We start from the raw sequence: 15,271 nt of genomic DNA, 5'->3' as shown, positions 1-15,271 counted from the left end.
AGTTCGTCGACACGGGCGGTCGTCCGAGCCCTTCCTCGCACGCGCCCATGCGTGCACGCGTCACCATGCGCCGCGTTGCCGTGTCTCGGGCCGCATGCAGGGCGATGACGATGGCGCGGGCGAGTGCTAAGCTCGCCGTCAGCGAGTGACCCGATCATGAAGCCGGCCGCCTTTTTGAGCTACGTCCACGCTGACGATGAGAACGAAGAGGGCGCGATCACCAAGCTCCGCGAGAAGCTCGAGGGAGAGGTCCGGATGCAGACCGGCGACCGCGAGTTCAAGATCTTCCAGGACCGCAACAACATCGGCTGGGGCCAGGCGTGGCGCGAGCGTATCGTCGACGCGCTCGGCGAGGCGAGCTTCCTGATCGTCGTGTTGACGCCGAGCTGGTTCACCAGCGCGGCCTGTCGCGAGGAGCTGACGCTGTTCCTCGAGATCGAGCAGCAGCGCAAGCGTAACGACCTCGTGCTGCCGATCCTGTACATGGACTGCCCCGTTCTCAAGGACGCGGCGCGGCGTGAGCGCGACGAACTGGCGACGAAGCTCGCCGAGCGCCAGTACTTCGATTGGCGCTCGCTGCGTTTCCAGCCGTGGTCCACCCCGGAGCTCCGGCGCCAGCTCGCGGTCATGGGCGAGGCGCTGCGCGAGGCGATGGAACGCGCCCCACGGCGCGAACTCTCGCCGGCCCCCCCCGTCGCATTGAACACGGGGGCAGAGCAGCAGTCGTCGACGTCGCCGGTCCCGTCCGCCCGCGCCCAGGACGCGCTGACGCGCCTGCTGCTGGCGATGTTCTCGGCCGACGAGCTCCGCCGCCTGATCACGTTCCTGCCCAATGGGGACACGCTGAGCAAGCTCCTCCCTGGGGTGACCGTGTCCCCGACCCAGCTGGCCCACGAGGCCGTGATCGTGCTGACCCGGCACGGCGTCATCGATCCGGAGTTCTTCAAGCGCTTGGCCGACGAACGCCCGCGTCGTGTCGCGGAGATCCGCCAGGTCGCCCTGCTTTGGGGCCTGCCCTGAGACAGGCGCGGAGATCGGATGCAACCCGCCGCCGCCCCTCCGATCCTCTTCTGCTACCGGAAGACCGACGCGCTCGACGAGCGCCAGGATTACGAGAAGATCCACGAGCTGCTCGAGCGCGCCGTCCGGAGCAGCACCGGCGACCGCAATCTGCATATCTTCGCTCCTCACCGCGATGTCCGCGCCGGCCAGACTCGGCGGCAGACCTTGCTCGACGCAATCGACGCGGCGAAGGTCCTGATCGTCGTCGTCGAGCCGCTGCTACTGAGCGACGACGAGACCTGCGAGCTGATGACTCGGTTCCTTCAGCCGGAGCGGACCGAGCGACGGCTGGTCCCGATCTACTGGATGAAGTGCCCGGAGATCGACGACGAGCAGCGCCGCGAACGCGATGTCTGGGGGCAAAAGCTGTGGGAGTTGCAACCGGTCGACTGGCGGATGCTGCGCTTTCAGCCGCCCGAATCGACCGAGTTCCGCAGCGCAGTCGCGGCCCTCGCCGAGGAGATCGACGACGCGCTGGCGGTGATCGTGCCGACCCAACCAACTTCGCTCGCGCCCACCGCGATGACGAGCGTGCCGACGGAGCCCCGTGGTTCCTCGGAAATGATAGCGATCGCGGCCGCGATCCGCGATCAGGCGGCACGGCTCGCTTGCCTCGCCGGCGGCCCTTCGCCCGCGCTTGCGAACGAGCCGGCAACTGCTCCTGTGGCTTCGCAGGCCACAATGGACCCCGTGCAGGTGAGAGGGATCCGCAATGCCCTCTGGGATTTCTTTGCAGAAAGATTCTCCGCCGGCGAGCTCCGCGAGTTTCTGTTCCGTGACCCTACCACCCGAGGGCTGTGCGCGGAGCTGCCCGAGCCGATTTCGCACGCTGAGCTCTGCTCCGGCGTAATTGAGCTGTTGCAGACAAGGCTGCTCACCGCGACGTTCTTCGCCCGGCTGGCGAACGCGAGATCGTTCTTCGCCGAGCAAATAAGTGCGATCGCAGGGGGTTGGGAGCAGGTCGCGGCCCAGTTCACCCCCGAGAGCGATGGTTTAGAGGACGAGAGCCCGCACGAGCTCCTCCTCGATCTGCTCGTGGAGGTATTCCGCGACGACACACACCGCCGTTCGAACTGGTTGAGTCGCGGCGGCGAGCTGATCGCAAAGATGCGGCGCGGAAACAGTAGCCCGCGTGCTTACAGCCTATACGCGGTGCAGGAGCTGGCCGCACGCGAGCTCGTCACGATCGACCTGTTCGACGATTTGTGGGCCAGGCTTCCGCACCTCGGGCGACAGCTCAGGCGGCTCGAGGAGCTGTGGCCGGTTCCGGAGCGCCGCCGGGCGACGGTCGAGCTGCTGCTCGAGCTGTTTACGAGCGAGTTCGACCTCGTCACCTTCGTCCGCCTCGATCCGTTCGGGTTGCAGCTCGCGGCTTCCCTCCCCGGGCCGTCCGGGCTGCGCAACCAGGCGAGGCGGTTCGTCGAGTTGCTCGAGGCCTTTGAGCCGAGGATGTCGACGCTGTTCCGGCGCTTGATGATCCACTTCCCGGAGCGATGCGTCGCAATCGACAGCGTCGCTGTCTTGTGGGGCCTCAGGGTGGACGATAGCCGGCGGGAGGCGGAGCTCGTGCTTTGGCGTGACCACCTGGTGAGGGTGATCCTCGATCGGGGGGACCCCAGCGAGCTCTGGAGGCATTTTGCTTTGGACTCGGAGGAGGCGTTGTTCGTCCCGGAGGGTGCGTCCGACTTCGCGTCGAGTTGCGCGCTGCTCGAGGAGCTCGAGGCGCTCGGCGCGACGCACGGGACGGTGTGGAGCTGGTTGCATGCGCAGTCGCCCGGCGCGGCCGCCCAGATCGGGGGGCTCGACCGCATCTCTGCGACGTTACAGTGGGTGCGGCAGCCGTCCGTCGGGGGGACGGAGGGTGCGGGTGACACGGAGCACCTGCGGCCGTTCGAGGAGGCGCTGGCCCGGGTGCTCGCCATTCTCTATCGCTCACGTGGCGAGCTGAGGTGGGATCTCGGAGAAGTGCGAATGTGGAGCGAGGAACTCGCCCGCGAATTGCCCGGCGAGGGGGCCGTCTTCTTGCGACACACCCGCGCGGTCGTCGCGGGCCTGTCCCGCTCCAAACTGCTGGACAGGCGGTTGCTCCTGCACCTCGGTTCGCGGTTTCGTGGCCGGCAGGCGCTGGTGCGCGCCGTCAGAGAGCTTTGGGTCGAGGGACCTTCGGCGCAAAGCGAGGGTCGTTTCGATCGCACGCTTCAGCTCGCGCAGTTGTTCGCCTCGCTGTTTCTTCGCGAAGAACTCAGAATGTTTTTGAGATTCGATCCAGTTTTGGAGGTGCTTATACCAGTGCTGCCAGAGCCTCCGGTGCGCATGCGAGAGCTCGCACTCGCGGTCGTGCAGGGGCTCGTGGAGCGAGGTCTGGTCGGCGCGGCGCTCCATGCGATCGCCGCCGAGTTTCCCGGTCTTGTCGACGACGCACGCCGCATGGCTCGGACCTGGGAGGTCGAGTTCGGTCCGGCGTAGCTTGGCTGCGCCGCAGCCGTGTGATGCTGCCGCTCTTCAGTGCGAGCGGATGGCTGTCGCCACTCCTGGGAGATCCGCAAGGATCTGAAGGCGGTTTCCCTTCGGCCGCCGCAAACCAGTCATGCGCCGCCCACGAGGCGCGCGAAAAACACTCCTGGGGAGGTCGTGGTCGCTGGGCTACGATGCCCGTGAGGCACACGCATGCAGATCTCGCGCAGCGACCAGGGCGACCAGACCACTCTTCACATCACCGGCAAGCTCGATGTCGCGACGGCCTCGGGTTGCGATGCGCTGTTCGGCGCGGTCGTGGCCGAGGGGCGAAAGCGAGTCACGCTCGATCTGTCGGGGTTGGAGGAGATCGACAGCTCGGGCGTCGCCAAGGTCGTTTCGCTGTACAAGCGACTCAAGCAGCTGGGCGGGGAGTTTCACCTCGCCGGGGTCGGCGATCAGCCGCTGGCGATCTTTCGCCTGCTGCGCTTCGATGCGCTGTTCCCCGAGCTGAAGTAAGCTGTCCCTTCGGACAGTCGCCGTCATTCGCCGAGCAGGCGCAGGCGGGTGACGGGCAGGGCGGCCTCGACGAGGGCGGCGGCGAGCGGGCCGTCGGCGACGGGCTCGGTCAACATCACCATCGCCGCCGAGCCGTCGTCGGAGGGGGTCTCCTGGCTCATGCGGCGGATGCTGACGCCGTGGCGGCCGAGGCAGGCGGCGACGCGGCCGAGCACGCCGGGGACGTGCGGGGCGCGGAAGCGCAGATAGTGGGCGCAGACGACGTCGGCCAGCGGGCGCAGGATCGTCGGGGCGGACGGGAACGAGGAGACATGTCCGGAGGAGCCTGTCCCGGAGTACAGGCCGGCGAGGAGGTCGCGGGCGACCTCGAGGATGTCGGACACGACTGCGACGGCGGTCGGCATCATGCCGGCGCCGCGGCCGTAGTAGAGGCTGGGGCCGAGGGCGTCGGACTGGACGAGGACGGCGTTGAAGGCCCCCTGCACGCCGGCGAGGACGTGGCTGCGGGGGACGAGCGTGGGGTGGACGCGGAGGCCGACGCCGTGCTCGTCGCGCTGGCCGATGGCGAGGCTCTTGATGACGAACCCGAGCTCGGCGGCGGCGCGGATGTCGAACGCGGTGATGTGGGAGATCCCCTCGGTCGGGATCGTCGCCGGGTCGACCTGCACGCCGAAGGCCACGAGAGCGAGGAGCGCGAGCTTGTGGGCCGCGTCGCCACCGCCGACGTCGAGGGTGGGGTCGGCCTCGGCGTATCCGGCGGCCTGGGCCCCCGCGAGGGCCTCGGCGAAGCCTGTGCCGCTGCGCGTCATGGCGTCGAGGATGTAGTTGGAGGTGCCGTTGACGATGCCGCACAGGCCGGTGATCCGGTCGCTGGCGAGGCCCTCTCGCAGGCTGCGGAGCAGGGGGATCCCGCCGGCCACGCTGCCCTCGAAGACGACGGCCCGGCCGACGCGCGCGGCCTCGGCGAAGATCTCGGCGCCGCGCTCGGCGAGCACCGCCTTGTTGGCGGTGACGACGTGCTTGCCGGCCCGCAGCGCGGCCAGGATGTGGCTGCGCGCCGGTTCGATGCCCCCCATGAGCTCGACGACGATCGCGACCTCGGGGTCGCCGAGGACGGTCTCGATGTCGGTGGTCAGCAGCTCCGGCGCGACCGCGACGGCCCGCTCGCGCGCAGGGTCGCGCACGAGAATGCGACGGATGGTAAGGGACGCCCCGAGGCGGGCTTCGATGCGCGCGCGGTGTTCATCGAGCAGTCGCACCGTGCCCGCGCCGACGTTGCCGAGGCCGAGGATGCCGACGCCGAGGGCTCGCACGCGGCGACAGTACCAGACGGGCGGCGATTGTGCGACGCTGGCGGCTGCGATGAACGCGCCCGTCGATGTCGTTGGAACACCGTTCAGGACCATGCCGCGGGCGCCCGGCCTGCCGTGGCTGGGGAGCATGGTCGACATCGCCAGGAAGACCAACTACGTCGGGATGACCGAGCTGGTGCGTTGCTACGGGGCGCCGCTGGCGGTGCACTTCGGGAAGATCGTGGTGGTGCCGACGGTCCGGCCGGAGCACGCGCAGCACATTTTGGTGGAGAGCCGCGGGGCGTATCAAAAGCTGAACGAGATCGACGGGCTGCGGCTGCTCGTCGGGCAGGGGCTGTTCTCCTCCGAGGGCGAGACGTGGACCAGCCAGCGGCGGCTGATGCAGCCGCACTTCACGCCGAAGGCGGTGCAGCGCTACGTCGAAGACATGCGCGGCGCGGTCGAGCAGATGCTGCAGCGCTGGTCGGGGCAGACCGAGGTCGAGGCGCTGTTCGAGTCGATGCGGATGGCGATGGACGTGATCGGCCGGACCATGTTCGGGGTGCCGGAGATCGGCGACGCCGGGCCGATCGGCCGCGCGATCGGGACTGCGCTCGAGCTGGCCAGCCGGCGCCTGTTCGAGCTGTTCACGCCGCCGCTGTGGATCCCCACGCCGCAGAACCGCCGGTTCACCGCGGCCAAGAAGGAGGTCGACGCGTTCATCTACGACCTCATCGGCAAGCGCCGCGACGGCGCGTCGGGCTCGGAGCAGCGCGACCTGCTCGACGTGCTGATCGCCGCCAGCGACGACGAGTCGGGCCGGCGCATGAGCGACGAGCAGCTGCGCGACGAGGTGATGACCGTGTTCATCGCCGGCCACGAGACGACCGCGGTGTCGCTGACGTGGGCGCTGGCGCTGCTGGCTCGCCACCCGCAGGTGATGGCGCGCCTGCAGGCCGAGGTCGACGCGCTCGACCACGACTTGCCTGGCCTCGAGGACATCCCGAAGCTGCCCTACACGCGGCAGGTGATCGACGAGACGCTGCGGCTGTACCCGGCGGTGTGGGCGATCCCCCGCACCGCGGCGCGCGACGACGTGCTCGGCGGCTACCCGATCGCCAAGGGCTCGATCATCACCGTGATGGTCCACGAGCTGCACCGCCAGCCCGACGTGTGGCCCGACCCAAACCGCTTCGACCCCGACCGCTTCGCCCCCGGCGCGGCGCAGGCCCGGCAGAAGACGGCCTACATGCCCTTTGGGGCAGGTCATCGCATTTGTATCGGCATCCACTTCGCCCTGCTCGAGCTGGTGGTGGCACTGGCGGCGGTGGTCCGGCGCTACAGCTGGCGGCTGCTGACGCCGGAGGTGCCGAGCGTGGGGGTCAGCACGCTACGTCCGGCGCGGCCGGTTCGTATCGCCCTGGAGCCTCGGCGGGCAGCCGCACGGTGAAGACGCTGCCGTGGCCGAACTGGCTGCGGACGCCGATGGTGCCGCCCATCATCTCGACCAGGTTCTTGCACAGGGCGAGGCCGAGGCCGGTGCCCTCGTAGCGGCGCCGCGGCGACGAGTCGACCTGGGTGAACGGCTCGAAGATCCGCCGGTGGTCGCCGTCGCGGATGCCGATGCCGGTGTCCTCGACCGCGAACACGACGAAGTGGGCGAGGTCGACGGTCTCGCCGCGCACGTGGACGGTGACGCGGCCGCGGGCGGTGAACTTGAGGGCGTTGCCGACCAGGTTGATGAGGATCTGCCGCAGCCGGCCGCGGTCGAGGCAGGCGACGATCGAGGCCGGCGGGGCGCGGACCTCGAGCTGGTTGCCGCGGGTGCGCGCGAGCGGCTGCAGCGCCTCGGTGACCTCGCGCGCGAGCTCCTCGGCGGCGAAGCGGTCGCGCCGGAGGTCGAGCTTGGCGGCCTCGACGCGCGAGAGGTCGAGGACGTCGTCGATGAGGCCGAGCAGGTGCTGGCTGGCGCCGACGATCTTGACGAGGTCGTCGCGCATGTCGTGGAGGCCCTCGGCCTCGGCGTCCTCGACCAACATCTCGGCGTAGCCGATGACCGCGTTGAGCGGGGTGCGCAGCTCGTGGCTCATGGTGGCCATGAAGGCCGACTTGGCGCTGCTGGCCGCGACCGCCTGCTGGGCGAGGATCCGCGCGCGCTCGATCTCGAGGTCGGCGTGCTCGAGCTGGACCGACGCCGCCTCGGCGCGGGCGATCGCCTCGTCCTTGGCGAGGTCGGCCAGGTGGCTGAGGCCGTGCACGGCGAGGATCGTCATGGCGCCGTAGATCGCGGTGGTGGTGGCGTAGTTGGCGGGGTCGTGGAACTGCGGCAGGACGTCAGTGAAGTGATCGGCCGCGAACAGCGAGCCGATGCCGAGCAGGCAGATCGCGCTCCACAGGTGACCGGCGCTGCGGCCCGCCATCTGCGCGGCGAGGAAGGGCACGACGGCGAGCAAGATCCAGTAGGGCGAGGCGAAGGCGCCGGTGGTCGAGACGGCGTAGACGACGCCGGCGAACACGCAGCCGGTGATCCAGTGACCCGCCGCCGCGGAGGTGCCGCGGCGGCGCAGCAGCCAGGGACCCACGAGGGTGAGGGCGAGGGTGCCGAGGTCGGCGGCCAGCGAGGTGACGCGGCCGAGGCCCTGCGTGGTGGCGGCGATGACCGGCACGGTGAGCGCGCAGGCGAGGACGACCAGCCAGGCGGTGCCCTCGATCAGGAGGGCCCGGCGGCGCATCTCGTGGTCCTCGAGCAGCGAAGGCGGCAAACCGCGCTCGAGCAGGGCGATGAGCCGGCTCGCCCATGGTGGCTGGCGCTCTGCCATCAGGGGTCGTGAGCATAACGCAGCGGGTGTCGGGGTGCGACGTGGGCCACGTCGCGAGGCCGGTGCGCTTTACAGGGCGCGGTCGCCGTGGTCTCGTTGCGCGCCATGACGACGCCTCAGAGCAGTGTTCCGTCGCCTCCCAACGGCAAGACGCTGGTGACCGGCGCGAGCGGTCACGTCGGTGCGAGCCTTGTGCGACATCTGCTGGCCGCGGGCGAGGATGTGCGCGTGCTGGTGCATCCTCGGCACAACAACCGCGGTGTGGAGAATCTCCAGGTCGAGCGGGTCGAGGGCGACCTGCTCGACGCCGACGCGGTGGCCCGCGCGGTGAAGGGCTGCACGCGCGTGTATCACACCGCGGCCAAGGTCTCGGTGCTGAGCCCGACCGAGCCGCAAATGCGGGAGCTGTGGCAGATCAACGTGCTCGGCACGCGCAACGTCCTGCGCGCGGCCCAGCGGGCCGGGGTGGCGCGGGTGGTCCACACGAGCTCGTTCTCGACGATCGGCTTCGACCCCGACGACCCGCAGAAGGCGTGCAACGAGGACATGCCCTTCTATCCGTTCGTCGAGTGGATGCCGTACTCGCGCACGAAGGTGCTGGCCGAGCACGAGGCGCTGCAGGCCTGCGCCGACGGGCTCGACGTGGTGATCGCGGTGTCGACGGGGGTGATCGGGCCGTACGACTACCTGCCGTCGCGCACGGGCAAGGCGATGATCGACTTCTCGCGCGGCAAGCTGCGGGCGATCATCCCCGGCGGCTACGAGGCGGTGACGACCGAGGACCTGGCGCGCGGGCACGTGCTGGCGATGGAGCGCGGGCGCACCGGCCAGCGCTACATCTTCAGCACCCGCTACGTGACGATGGACGAGATGGTGTCGCTGTTCGCCGAGCTGATCGGGACCGATCGCCGGCCGATGGCACTGTCGCCGCGGTTGATGTCGGCGGTGGCGCGGACGATCTCCAAGCCGATGGCCAAGCTGTTCCCCAACGTGCCGCAGCACCTGACGCCGGGCGCGGTGTTCGTGCTGACGATGCAGCGCCGCGCCGACACCACCCGCGCGCAGCGAGAGCTGGGCTTCGTGCCGGGCGACCTGCCGGCGGCCGTGCGCGCGTGGTACGAGTTCTTCGTCGCCGAGGGGATGATCGCCCGCTGACGCTCAGTGGGTGTGCGACTCGAACTGCAGCTCGAACACGGCCTTGGTCTCCTTGGGCATGATGGGCGTGAAACGCCAGCCGACCGAGGCCTTGGCCAGGCAGTCCTCGATCTTGCCGATCGAGAGGGTCGACCAGTTGACGCGGGCGAGGGTGGCCTTGCCGGTCTCGTCGAAGTGGACCTGGAACTGCATGATGCCCGCGAGCTCGGGGTCCTTGGCCAGGGCCTTCTCGTAGCAGGCGCGCCACGGGCCGGACCGCTTGCGGGCGTACTTCTTCAGCTCGATCTTGTCGAGGCCGGCGTCGCCGGTGATCGTCGGGCCGTCGATGTGGAGCCGGGCGATGAGTCGGCTCTCGGCCAGCTCTTGCTTGGTCGGCGGCGGCAGGCCGCGCGAGGCGGTCAAGGTGACCTGAGAGACAGGTCCCTTCTTGGGCTCGGGCTTGTCGGGGTGCAGGCCGCCGCCGCGCTCGGTCTCGGCGAGTTCGAGGCCGCCGAAGTGCTTGCCCATGCGCGGCGGGCCGCCGGTCGCCTGGGCCCACCACGCGTCGTCCTCGGCGCCGCCCTTGTAGGCGCGCTGGCCGTTCTTCATGTTGACGGTGTAGTCCTCGACGGCGTTGATGAAGGCCGGATCGCCGAGAGCGCCGGCGACGCGGTCGTAGTCGAAGCGGCGGTCGAAGCGAGAGCCGACCTTGGTGGGGCGCCGGGCGAACGCGGCCGGTGAGCTCGGGACGACCAGGCCGCTGGCCTCGTCGACGGCGAAGCTGGGCGCCGGCGCCTCGGGCTCCGGCTCGGGCGGAGGCGCGGGCTTGTTGGCCGGTCGCGGGACTGAAGCGCGCGGGGTGGTGACCGGCGGCGGAGGTTGCGGGGCCTGTTCGTCTCTCGGCGGCGCAGGGGTGATGTAGCGGGCGGCCAGCTCGATCTGCGCCTCGTGGTCCAGCTCGAGCGTGGCCGGCGGCGAGCGGTCGAGCCACACCACCCAGCCGCCGACCAGGAGCGCCGCGCCGAGGTGACTGAGCCAGGTGAGGCGGTCGAACTCGATCGGGTTGCGCGGCGCATCGGCGGGCGGGACCTGGGAGATCTCGAAGGTCAGCTCGCCGAGCTCGAGGCGGGCCGTGGCGCCGGCCGGCAGGGCGATCGAGCGCCGGCCCTGGGCGACGGCCTCGGCGAGGTCGAGCGGGCTGTCGCCGTCGACGGTGCCGCGCACGCCGGGCGGCAGGCCGAGGACGAAGCCCTGCTCGAGGGCGATGATCAGCGGGACGCCCTCGGCGGGGGCCCCGGGCACTGCGACGGTGAAGTCGGCCCCGTGGGCCTCGCCGACGGTGTAGCGGGCGCGGGCGCGGTCGCGCCAGCGGACCAGGCCGACGACCAGCGGGAGCAGGCCGGCGGCGATGAAGAAGGCGCCGAGGCCGGCGCCGAGGCCCGGCGCGGGGCAGGGCGGGAGCTCGCACCGGGCCGCGGCCTCGACCTGGGCCAGGCCGCGCAGGGCCAGGGCGAAGCCGAGCAACAGGAGGACCGCGCCGCCGCCGAGATACGCTGTCGGGGTGACTGGCGGTGGCTCGCGCCAGCGGACGTGCTGGACGTCGACGACGCGGCCGCGATAACGGGCGACGACCTCGGCGACGGCAGGGACGACGGGGGTCACGCTGGGGGCGCTCACGCAGGAGGGTGTCACGTCCGGGCATGGGGAAAGTTCCCGAACCAGTGAGGATCACGACACTTCGCGCGCGCGTGAAACCGGCCGCTGTTCACCGGGGTCGTCCGCCCGCGGCCTCGCGCACGGAGGGAGATGTCCTTAGGAGCATGTCCGATCGGGCATCCGCGGAAGCGGAGGTCGTGAGACAGCGGCGATCGCCGGTCGTACTGCTGAGCCCGCTGCTCGGGCAAGCTGGCGATCATGCGCAGGTTCGTGGGTGCGTCGCTGGTGTGGATCGTGGCGTGTGGCGGCGGAGACGGCAGCACGGGCGCGTCGACGTCGACCGGCGAGGGGACGGGCACGAGCACGAGCGTCGAGGCGACGAGCAGCACGACCGGCGCGACGAGCGAGGCGCCGACGAGCACGGGCGAGGCGACGGGCACGACTGCGTCGCCGACGTCGACGACCGCGGACTCGAGCGAGGCGACGAGCACCACGGGGGAGCCGGTGGGGTGGCGCAGCGAGCTCTATCCGGAGGACTGGACGCCGGAGTTCACGGGGCCGGACGGGCGCTTCCTCCACGACTTTTCGTACGCGGGCTATCGCCTGGCCGCGGAGGCGCCGGGCAGCGTGTTGCCGGCGACCACGATCGACGCGGTGCGCGACCACGGGGCCGACGCGTCGGGCACGAGCGACGCGACGGCGGCGCTGCAGGCGGCGCTCGACGCCGCGGCCGAGGCCGGCGGGGCGGTCGTGCGGCTGCCGGCGGGGCTCTACCGGGTCGACGGGCGGCTGACCGTGAAGAGCTCGAACACCGTGATCGCCGGCGCCGGGGCCGAGCAGAGCCGGCTGTGGTTCACGAAATTTTCGGACATGTCCTTCGAGGCACATCTGACGTTCGAGGGCGCGCCGCAGCTGGGGGCCGACGTGACGCTGGTCGAGGACGGCCAGACGCGCGCGCGGACGATCACCTTGGCCGACGCGAGCGGCCTGAAGGTCGGCGACGAGATCGCCATCGGCTGGCAGATCTCCCCGGCCTTCGTCACCGAGCACGAGATGGCCGGCACCTGGATGGTCTTCAACGACACCTGGCAGCCGTTCTTCTGGCGCACGGTCACCGCGATCGATCCCGACAGCGGCGTGGTGGAGATCGACGTGCCGCTGCGCTACCCGGCGCTGGTGCGCGACCAGGCGAGCGTGCGGCCGGTGACGGGGCTGCTCCGCGAGGTGGCGCTGATGGACGTCGGGGTCGCCAACGCGGTCGGCTGGGAGGACGCGTGGTCGCAGGACCAGGTGTTCGCGGTGGCGATGGTGGGAGTGCGCGACGCGTGGGTGACGGGCGTGAAGTCGTTCGTGTCACCGGGCGCGCCGGGCGAGGGCAAGGGCGCCGGGCGGCACCTGCAATCCGGCGGCCTGACGGTCCAGCGCAGCGCGCGGGTGACGGTCGCCGACAGCACTCTCGAGCTGGCGCAGCACCGCGGCGACGGCGGCAACGGCTACCTGTTCGAGGTGATGCAGAGCGGCGAGGTGCTGGTGCGCGACTGCGTGGCGCGGGCGGGGCGGCACAACTTCGTGCAGAACTGGGGCTTCGGCGCGACGGGCATCGTCTGGCTGCGCGTGCACAGCTCGGAGGGCAAGGCGGTCGCGCTGATGGGCAGCGAGTTCGGGACCGTGGGGCTGTCGGAGTTCCACCACTCGCTGGCGACCGCCAACTTGCTCGACGAGAGCGTGGTCGACGACGGCTGGGGCGCCGTCAACCGCCTGGCCTGGTCGAGCGGGGCCGGGCACAGCGCGACGCAGTCGGCCGTGTGGAACGCGAGCGGCAAGGGGGTCGTGCGCTCGCGCCAGTTCGGCCACGGCTACGTGATCGGCGTCGGCCCGCAGCTCACGGTCGAGACCAGCCTCGAGGCGCCCGACGCCGCCGGCACTGCCCCCGAGGACTGGGTCGAGGGGCCAGGCCAGGTCGGGCCGCTGCAGCCGACGTCGCTGTACGAGGACCAACTGGCGCGCCGGCTCGGGGGCTGAGAGGGAGAAATTTTTAAAACGGGCATGGGGCAGGCTGCGACGCGGCGGCCTGCCGCGAGGCTCGGTCGGGCGAGCGGGGGCCTCGCGGATGGTCGCGCGGCGCGGTGACCCGACGAGAGCGAGGTTTTGGTCGCGTGAACGGACGCCTCGTGGATGGGTCACGCGGCGCAGCGATCTGCCGGGAGCGGGGCTCCTTCCGGGGCGCGCGTACGAGGCGGTCATGCGGGCAGGTCCTGCTGCATGTTCGCACATGTGCGAACGGGCATGTCCACAAGGACATGCCCGTTCGCGGAGACTCGCCGGAGGTCGGCGCGCCGCGGCGGCTCAGTTGGCGGAGGCGGAGGCGGAGGCCGAGGCCTTGACCTTGACCTTGCCGCCGCTGCCGCTGTCGCCCTGGATCTTGCCGGTGTCGACGAGCTCGCCGGTCTTGAGCGGGAACACGGGCGGGGTGTTGGGGTCGCAGTCGGGCGGGGGGCCGAAGCCGTCGGCGTTGAAGTCCCACTCGAGGTCGCCGGAGCCCTTGGGGTCCCTGCTGTTGGCGACGATGCGGACGGTGTGGGTGCCCTTGCGCGCCGGGGTGCAGTAGGACAGCAGGTAGAAGCGCTTGGTGTGCTTCTCGATGCGGTCGGCGACCTTCTCGAAGGCTTGCTTGACGCCGGCCTGCTCGGTCGCCAGCTCGGTGCCGTCGCGGCCGATGTCGCCGAGGCCGGCCTTCTTGATCTCCGCGCCGACGCCGATCGCGTAGACCTCGTAGTCCTTGTACTGCTCCTTCATCATCTCCTGCTTCATGTCCTCGCGGCTGAAGCGGGCGGCGCGGTCGGTGCCGTCGGTGAACACGACGAGGGTGCCGAACTTGAGCGGCTTCTTCTCCTTGTCGAGCGACTTCTTGAGCTCCTTGAGGCCCTCCATGACCGCGCCGTGCAGGTTGGTCGAGGGGTCCTTCGGCTTGTAGGTGCGCAGACCGTCGAGGCCGCCGGAGACGGCGCCCTCCGACTCGGTGAAGGGCGTCACCGAGTGGAGCTCCTTCTCACCGTCGAACGCGTAGACGCCGACCTTCTGGGTCTTGCCCACGCGGTCGGTGAACAGCTGGGCTGCGTCGACCAGCTGGTCGGCCGAGCCCGACTCCGACACCGAGCCCGACACGTCGAGCAGCAGCATCGTGTACATGACCGCCGCGACCTCGGGGTTCTGGATGACCTGCTTGCTCTCGTAGGTCGAGACCAGGTCACCGTCCTCGTAGATCTGGAAGTCCTCGGCCTGGAGGCCGGCGACCGGCTCCTCGTTCTGCTCGACGGTGAAGAACACCCACACGTTGTTGGGCTTCTTCTGCGCCGAGTTGAGGCGAGTCAGGGTCAGGGATGTGCAGGCGATCAGGGGCACGGACAGCGCAGCGCCGAGGGCGATGCTGCGGCCGATCCGCCGCGAATCGAACAGTCGAGAGAACGCGCGGCGAATGCGCACTTTGAGGGGCGTGACAGTCGGCACGGCCCCAATTCGTCCGACCGCCCGTCGCTTGTCAATCGGCCCGGCGCCTTCCACGGCGACTTTTACGCCTTTCGGTGCAATTTCGCGCGATCGCCGGTAGCGCCTTGGAATTCACCCCCTGGGCTCGCGAGACGAGCCTGTCCCAGGGGACCTGTCCCGAGGAGCAGTTACGACCAGAAGCACGGGTGTTCTTCGTACTCCTCCAAGTTGTCGCCACCCCACGGAGAGAAGCTGGGCGCGACCGTAAACGGGGCGTCGTCCGCGGCGGTCATCGCCAGCGGGATGTTCGGGTGCTCCCGATGCTCGGGGGACTGATGGGTCTCGTTGTGATCACGCATGGTTTCCTCTGTGGGAACGAGTGAGGCACCGTGATCCCCTGCATGGTATGCCCACGGCGAGAAGCAATCGCGCTGCGTGCGCCGCGCATAATTCTGCAAGGGGTCCCGCAAACAGGTCGTAGCCAGGTTGGCGGCGGCTGCGGTGGCTGCGCAAATAGCGCCGTCTGCTGACTGCGCAAGACGCGGCGCCCGGAGTGAGCGGTTGCGCGCGCGGCGAACGCGGCGCCGAGCATGGCGTCGATGCAGCTTGGGCAGTCGTGGCGAAGGGGGCCGGAGAGCGAGAGGTAAGGCTGCGTGGACGAGGTGCAGTGGAGGGCGAGAGGTGGACGCTCTCGTGCCGACGAAGCCCTGGTGGCTGCAGGCACCACTGGACCTCGAGCTGGCACAGGTGGGCTTCGGCCGCGAGGCGGACCGCGAGGCGATCGAGCAAGGTGTCTCTTGGGCCAGGTCGGGCGACGGTCCAAGGTGTCTTCGGGCCAGGTCGGACGAC

11 protein-coding genes are annotated in these 15,271 nt (G+C 70.2%); 6 read left to right on the top strand and 5 right to left on the bottom strand.

Going from position 1 to position 15,271, the window contains the following annotated elements; translation table 11 throughout:
- Positions 1 to 156: 156 nt before the first annotated feature.
- From O0S08_RS46300 to O0S08_RS46290, 3 genes are all read left to right on the top strand, one after another.
- On the top strand, positions 157 to 1,020 hold the full coding sequence (locus O0S08_RS46300) for a toll/interleukin-1 receptor domain-containing protein (RefSeq protein WP_269035941.1): 864 nt from the start codon (positions 157 to 159) through the stop codon (positions 1,018 to 1,020).
- 18 nt (positions 1,021 to 1,038) lie between these two features.
- Positions 1,039 to 3,528: a hypothetical protein gene (locus tag O0S08_RS46295; RefSeq protein ID WP_269035940.1), complete on the top strand. Its 2,490-nt coding sequence runs from the start codon at positions 1,039 to 1,041 to the stop codon at positions 3,526 to 3,528.
- Between the two features lie 201 nt (positions 3,529 to 3,729).
- Positions 3,730 to 4,035 carry an STAS domain-containing protein gene (locus O0S08_RS46290; RefSeq protein ID WP_269035939.1) on the top strand — a complete coding sequence of 102 codons (306 nt, stop codon included), beginning with the start codon at positions 3,730 to 3,732 and terminating at the stop codon, positions 4,033 to 4,035.
- Positions 4,036 to 4,058: 23 nt separating this feature from the next.
- On the opposite strand, the gene O0S08_RS46285 is transcribed toward O0S08_RS46290, so the two are convergent.
- Positions 4,059 to 5,348, bottom strand: coding sequence for a homoserine dehydrogenase (locus O0S08_RS46285; protein ID WP_269035938.1), 1,290 nt, complete (start codon positions 5,346 to 5,348; stop codon positions 4,059 to 4,061).
- A gap of 91 nt (positions 5,349 to 5,439) precedes the next feature.
- On the opposite strand from O0S08_RS46285, the gene O0S08_RS46280 reads away from it, so the two are divergent.
- Positions 5,440 to 6,777 carry a cytochrome P450 gene (locus O0S08_RS46280; RefSeq protein WP_269035937.1) on the top strand — a complete coding sequence of 446 codons (1,338 nt, stop codon included), beginning with the start codon at positions 5,440 to 5,442 and terminating at the stop codon, positions 6,775 to 6,777.
- On the opposite strand, the gene O0S08_RS46275 is transcribed toward O0S08_RS46280, so the two are convergent.
- The gene (locus O0S08_RS46275) at positions 6,710 to 8,146 is read right to left on the bottom strand and encodes a sensor histidine kinase (RefSeq protein WP_269035936.1); all 1,437 of its coding nucleotides are present in this window, start codon (positions 8,144 to 8,146) and stop codon (positions 6,710 to 6,712) included. The genes O0S08_RS46280 and O0S08_RS46275 overlap by 68 nt on opposite strands.
- 105 nt (positions 8,147 to 8,251) lie before the next feature.
- Between O0S08_RS46275 and O0S08_RS46270 the strand changes: the two genes are divergently transcribed.
- Positions 8,252 to 9,301 carry an NAD-dependent epimerase/dehydratase family protein gene (locus O0S08_RS46270; protein ID WP_269035935.1) on the top strand — a complete coding sequence of 350 codons (1,050 nt, stop codon included), beginning with the start codon at positions 8,252 to 8,254 and terminating at the stop codon, positions 9,299 to 9,301.
- 3 nt (positions 9,302 to 9,304) lie between these two features.
- Here O0S08_RS46270 and O0S08_RS46265 read toward each other — a convergent pair whose 3' ends face one another.
- Positions 9,305 to 10,957: an AgmX/PglI C-terminal domain-containing protein gene (locus O0S08_RS46265; protein ID WP_269035933.1), complete on the bottom strand. Its 1,653-nt coding sequence runs from the start codon at positions 10,955 to 10,957 to the stop codon at positions 9,305 to 9,307.
- A gap of 237 nt (positions 10,958 to 11,194) precedes the next feature.
- On the opposite strand from O0S08_RS46265, the gene O0S08_RS46260 reads away from it, so the two are divergent.
- Entirely contained in the window at positions 11,195 to 12,958 is a 1,764-nt protein-coding gene (locus tag O0S08_RS46260; RefSeq protein WP_269035932.1) for a glycosyl hydrolase family 28-related protein, read from the top strand.
- A 324-nt stretch (positions 12,959 to 13,282) separates the two neighbouring features.
- On the opposite strand, the gene O0S08_RS46255 is transcribed toward O0S08_RS46260, so the two are convergent.
- Positions 13,283 to 14,419 carry a VWA domain-containing protein gene (locus O0S08_RS46255; RefSeq protein WP_269035931.1) on the bottom strand — a complete coding sequence of 379 codons (1,137 nt, stop codon included), beginning with the start codon at positions 14,417 to 14,419 and terminating at the stop codon, positions 13,283 to 13,285.
- Positions 14,420 to 14,610: 191 nt separating this feature from the next.
- Positions 14,611 to 14,781 (bottom strand): hypothetical protein, encoded by a 171-nt coding sequence (locus tag O0S08_RS46250; protein WP_269035930.1) that lies wholly within the window; start codon positions 14,779 to 14,781, stop codon positions 14,611 to 14,613.
- Positions 14,782 to 15,271: the final 490 nt, after the last annotated feature.

Source organism: Nannocystis punicea, assembly GCF_026965555.1.
Taxonomy (GTDB): Bacteria; Myxococcota_A; Polyangia; order Nannocystales; family Nannocystaceae; genus Nannocystis; species Nannocystis punicea.
Note: the sequence above shows the minus strand (reverse complement) of the source record. Positions and strands in the feature narration are given on the sequence as shown.

Bases quoted from the DNA above. Each gene is read 5' to 3' on its own strand.
- O0S08_RS46300 (WP_269035941.1), top strand. From the start codon at position 157: ATGAAGCCGGCCGCCTTTTTGAGCTACGTCCACGCTGACGATGAGAAC.
- O0S08_RS46295 (WP_269035940.1), top strand. From the start codon at position 1,039: ATGCAACCCGCCGCCGCCCCTCCGATCCTCTTCTGCTACCGGAAGACC.
- O0S08_RS46290 (WP_269035939.1), top strand. From the start codon at position 3,730: ATGCAGATCTCGCGCAGCGACCAGGGCGACCAGACCACTCTTCACATC.
- O0S08_RS46280 (WP_269035937.1), top strand. From the start codon at position 5,440: ATGCCGCGGGCGCCCGGCCTGCCGTGGCTGGGGAGCATGGTCGACATC.
- O0S08_RS46275 (WP_269035936.1), bottom strand. From the start codon at position 8,146: ATGGCAGAGCGCCAGCCACCATGGGCGAGCCGGCTCATCGCCCTGCTC.
- O0S08_RS46270 (WP_269035935.1), top strand. From the start codon at position 8,252: ATGACGACGCCTCAGAGCAGTGTTCCGTCGCCTCCCAACGGCAAGACG.
- O0S08_RS46260 (WP_269035932.1), top strand. From the start codon at position 11,195: ATGCGCAGGTTCGTGGGTGCGTCGCTGGTGTGGATCGTGGCGTGTGGC.
- O0S08_RS46250 (WP_269035930.1), bottom strand. From the start codon at position 14,781: ATGCGTGATCACAACGAGACCCATCAGTCCCCCGAGCATCGGGAGCAC.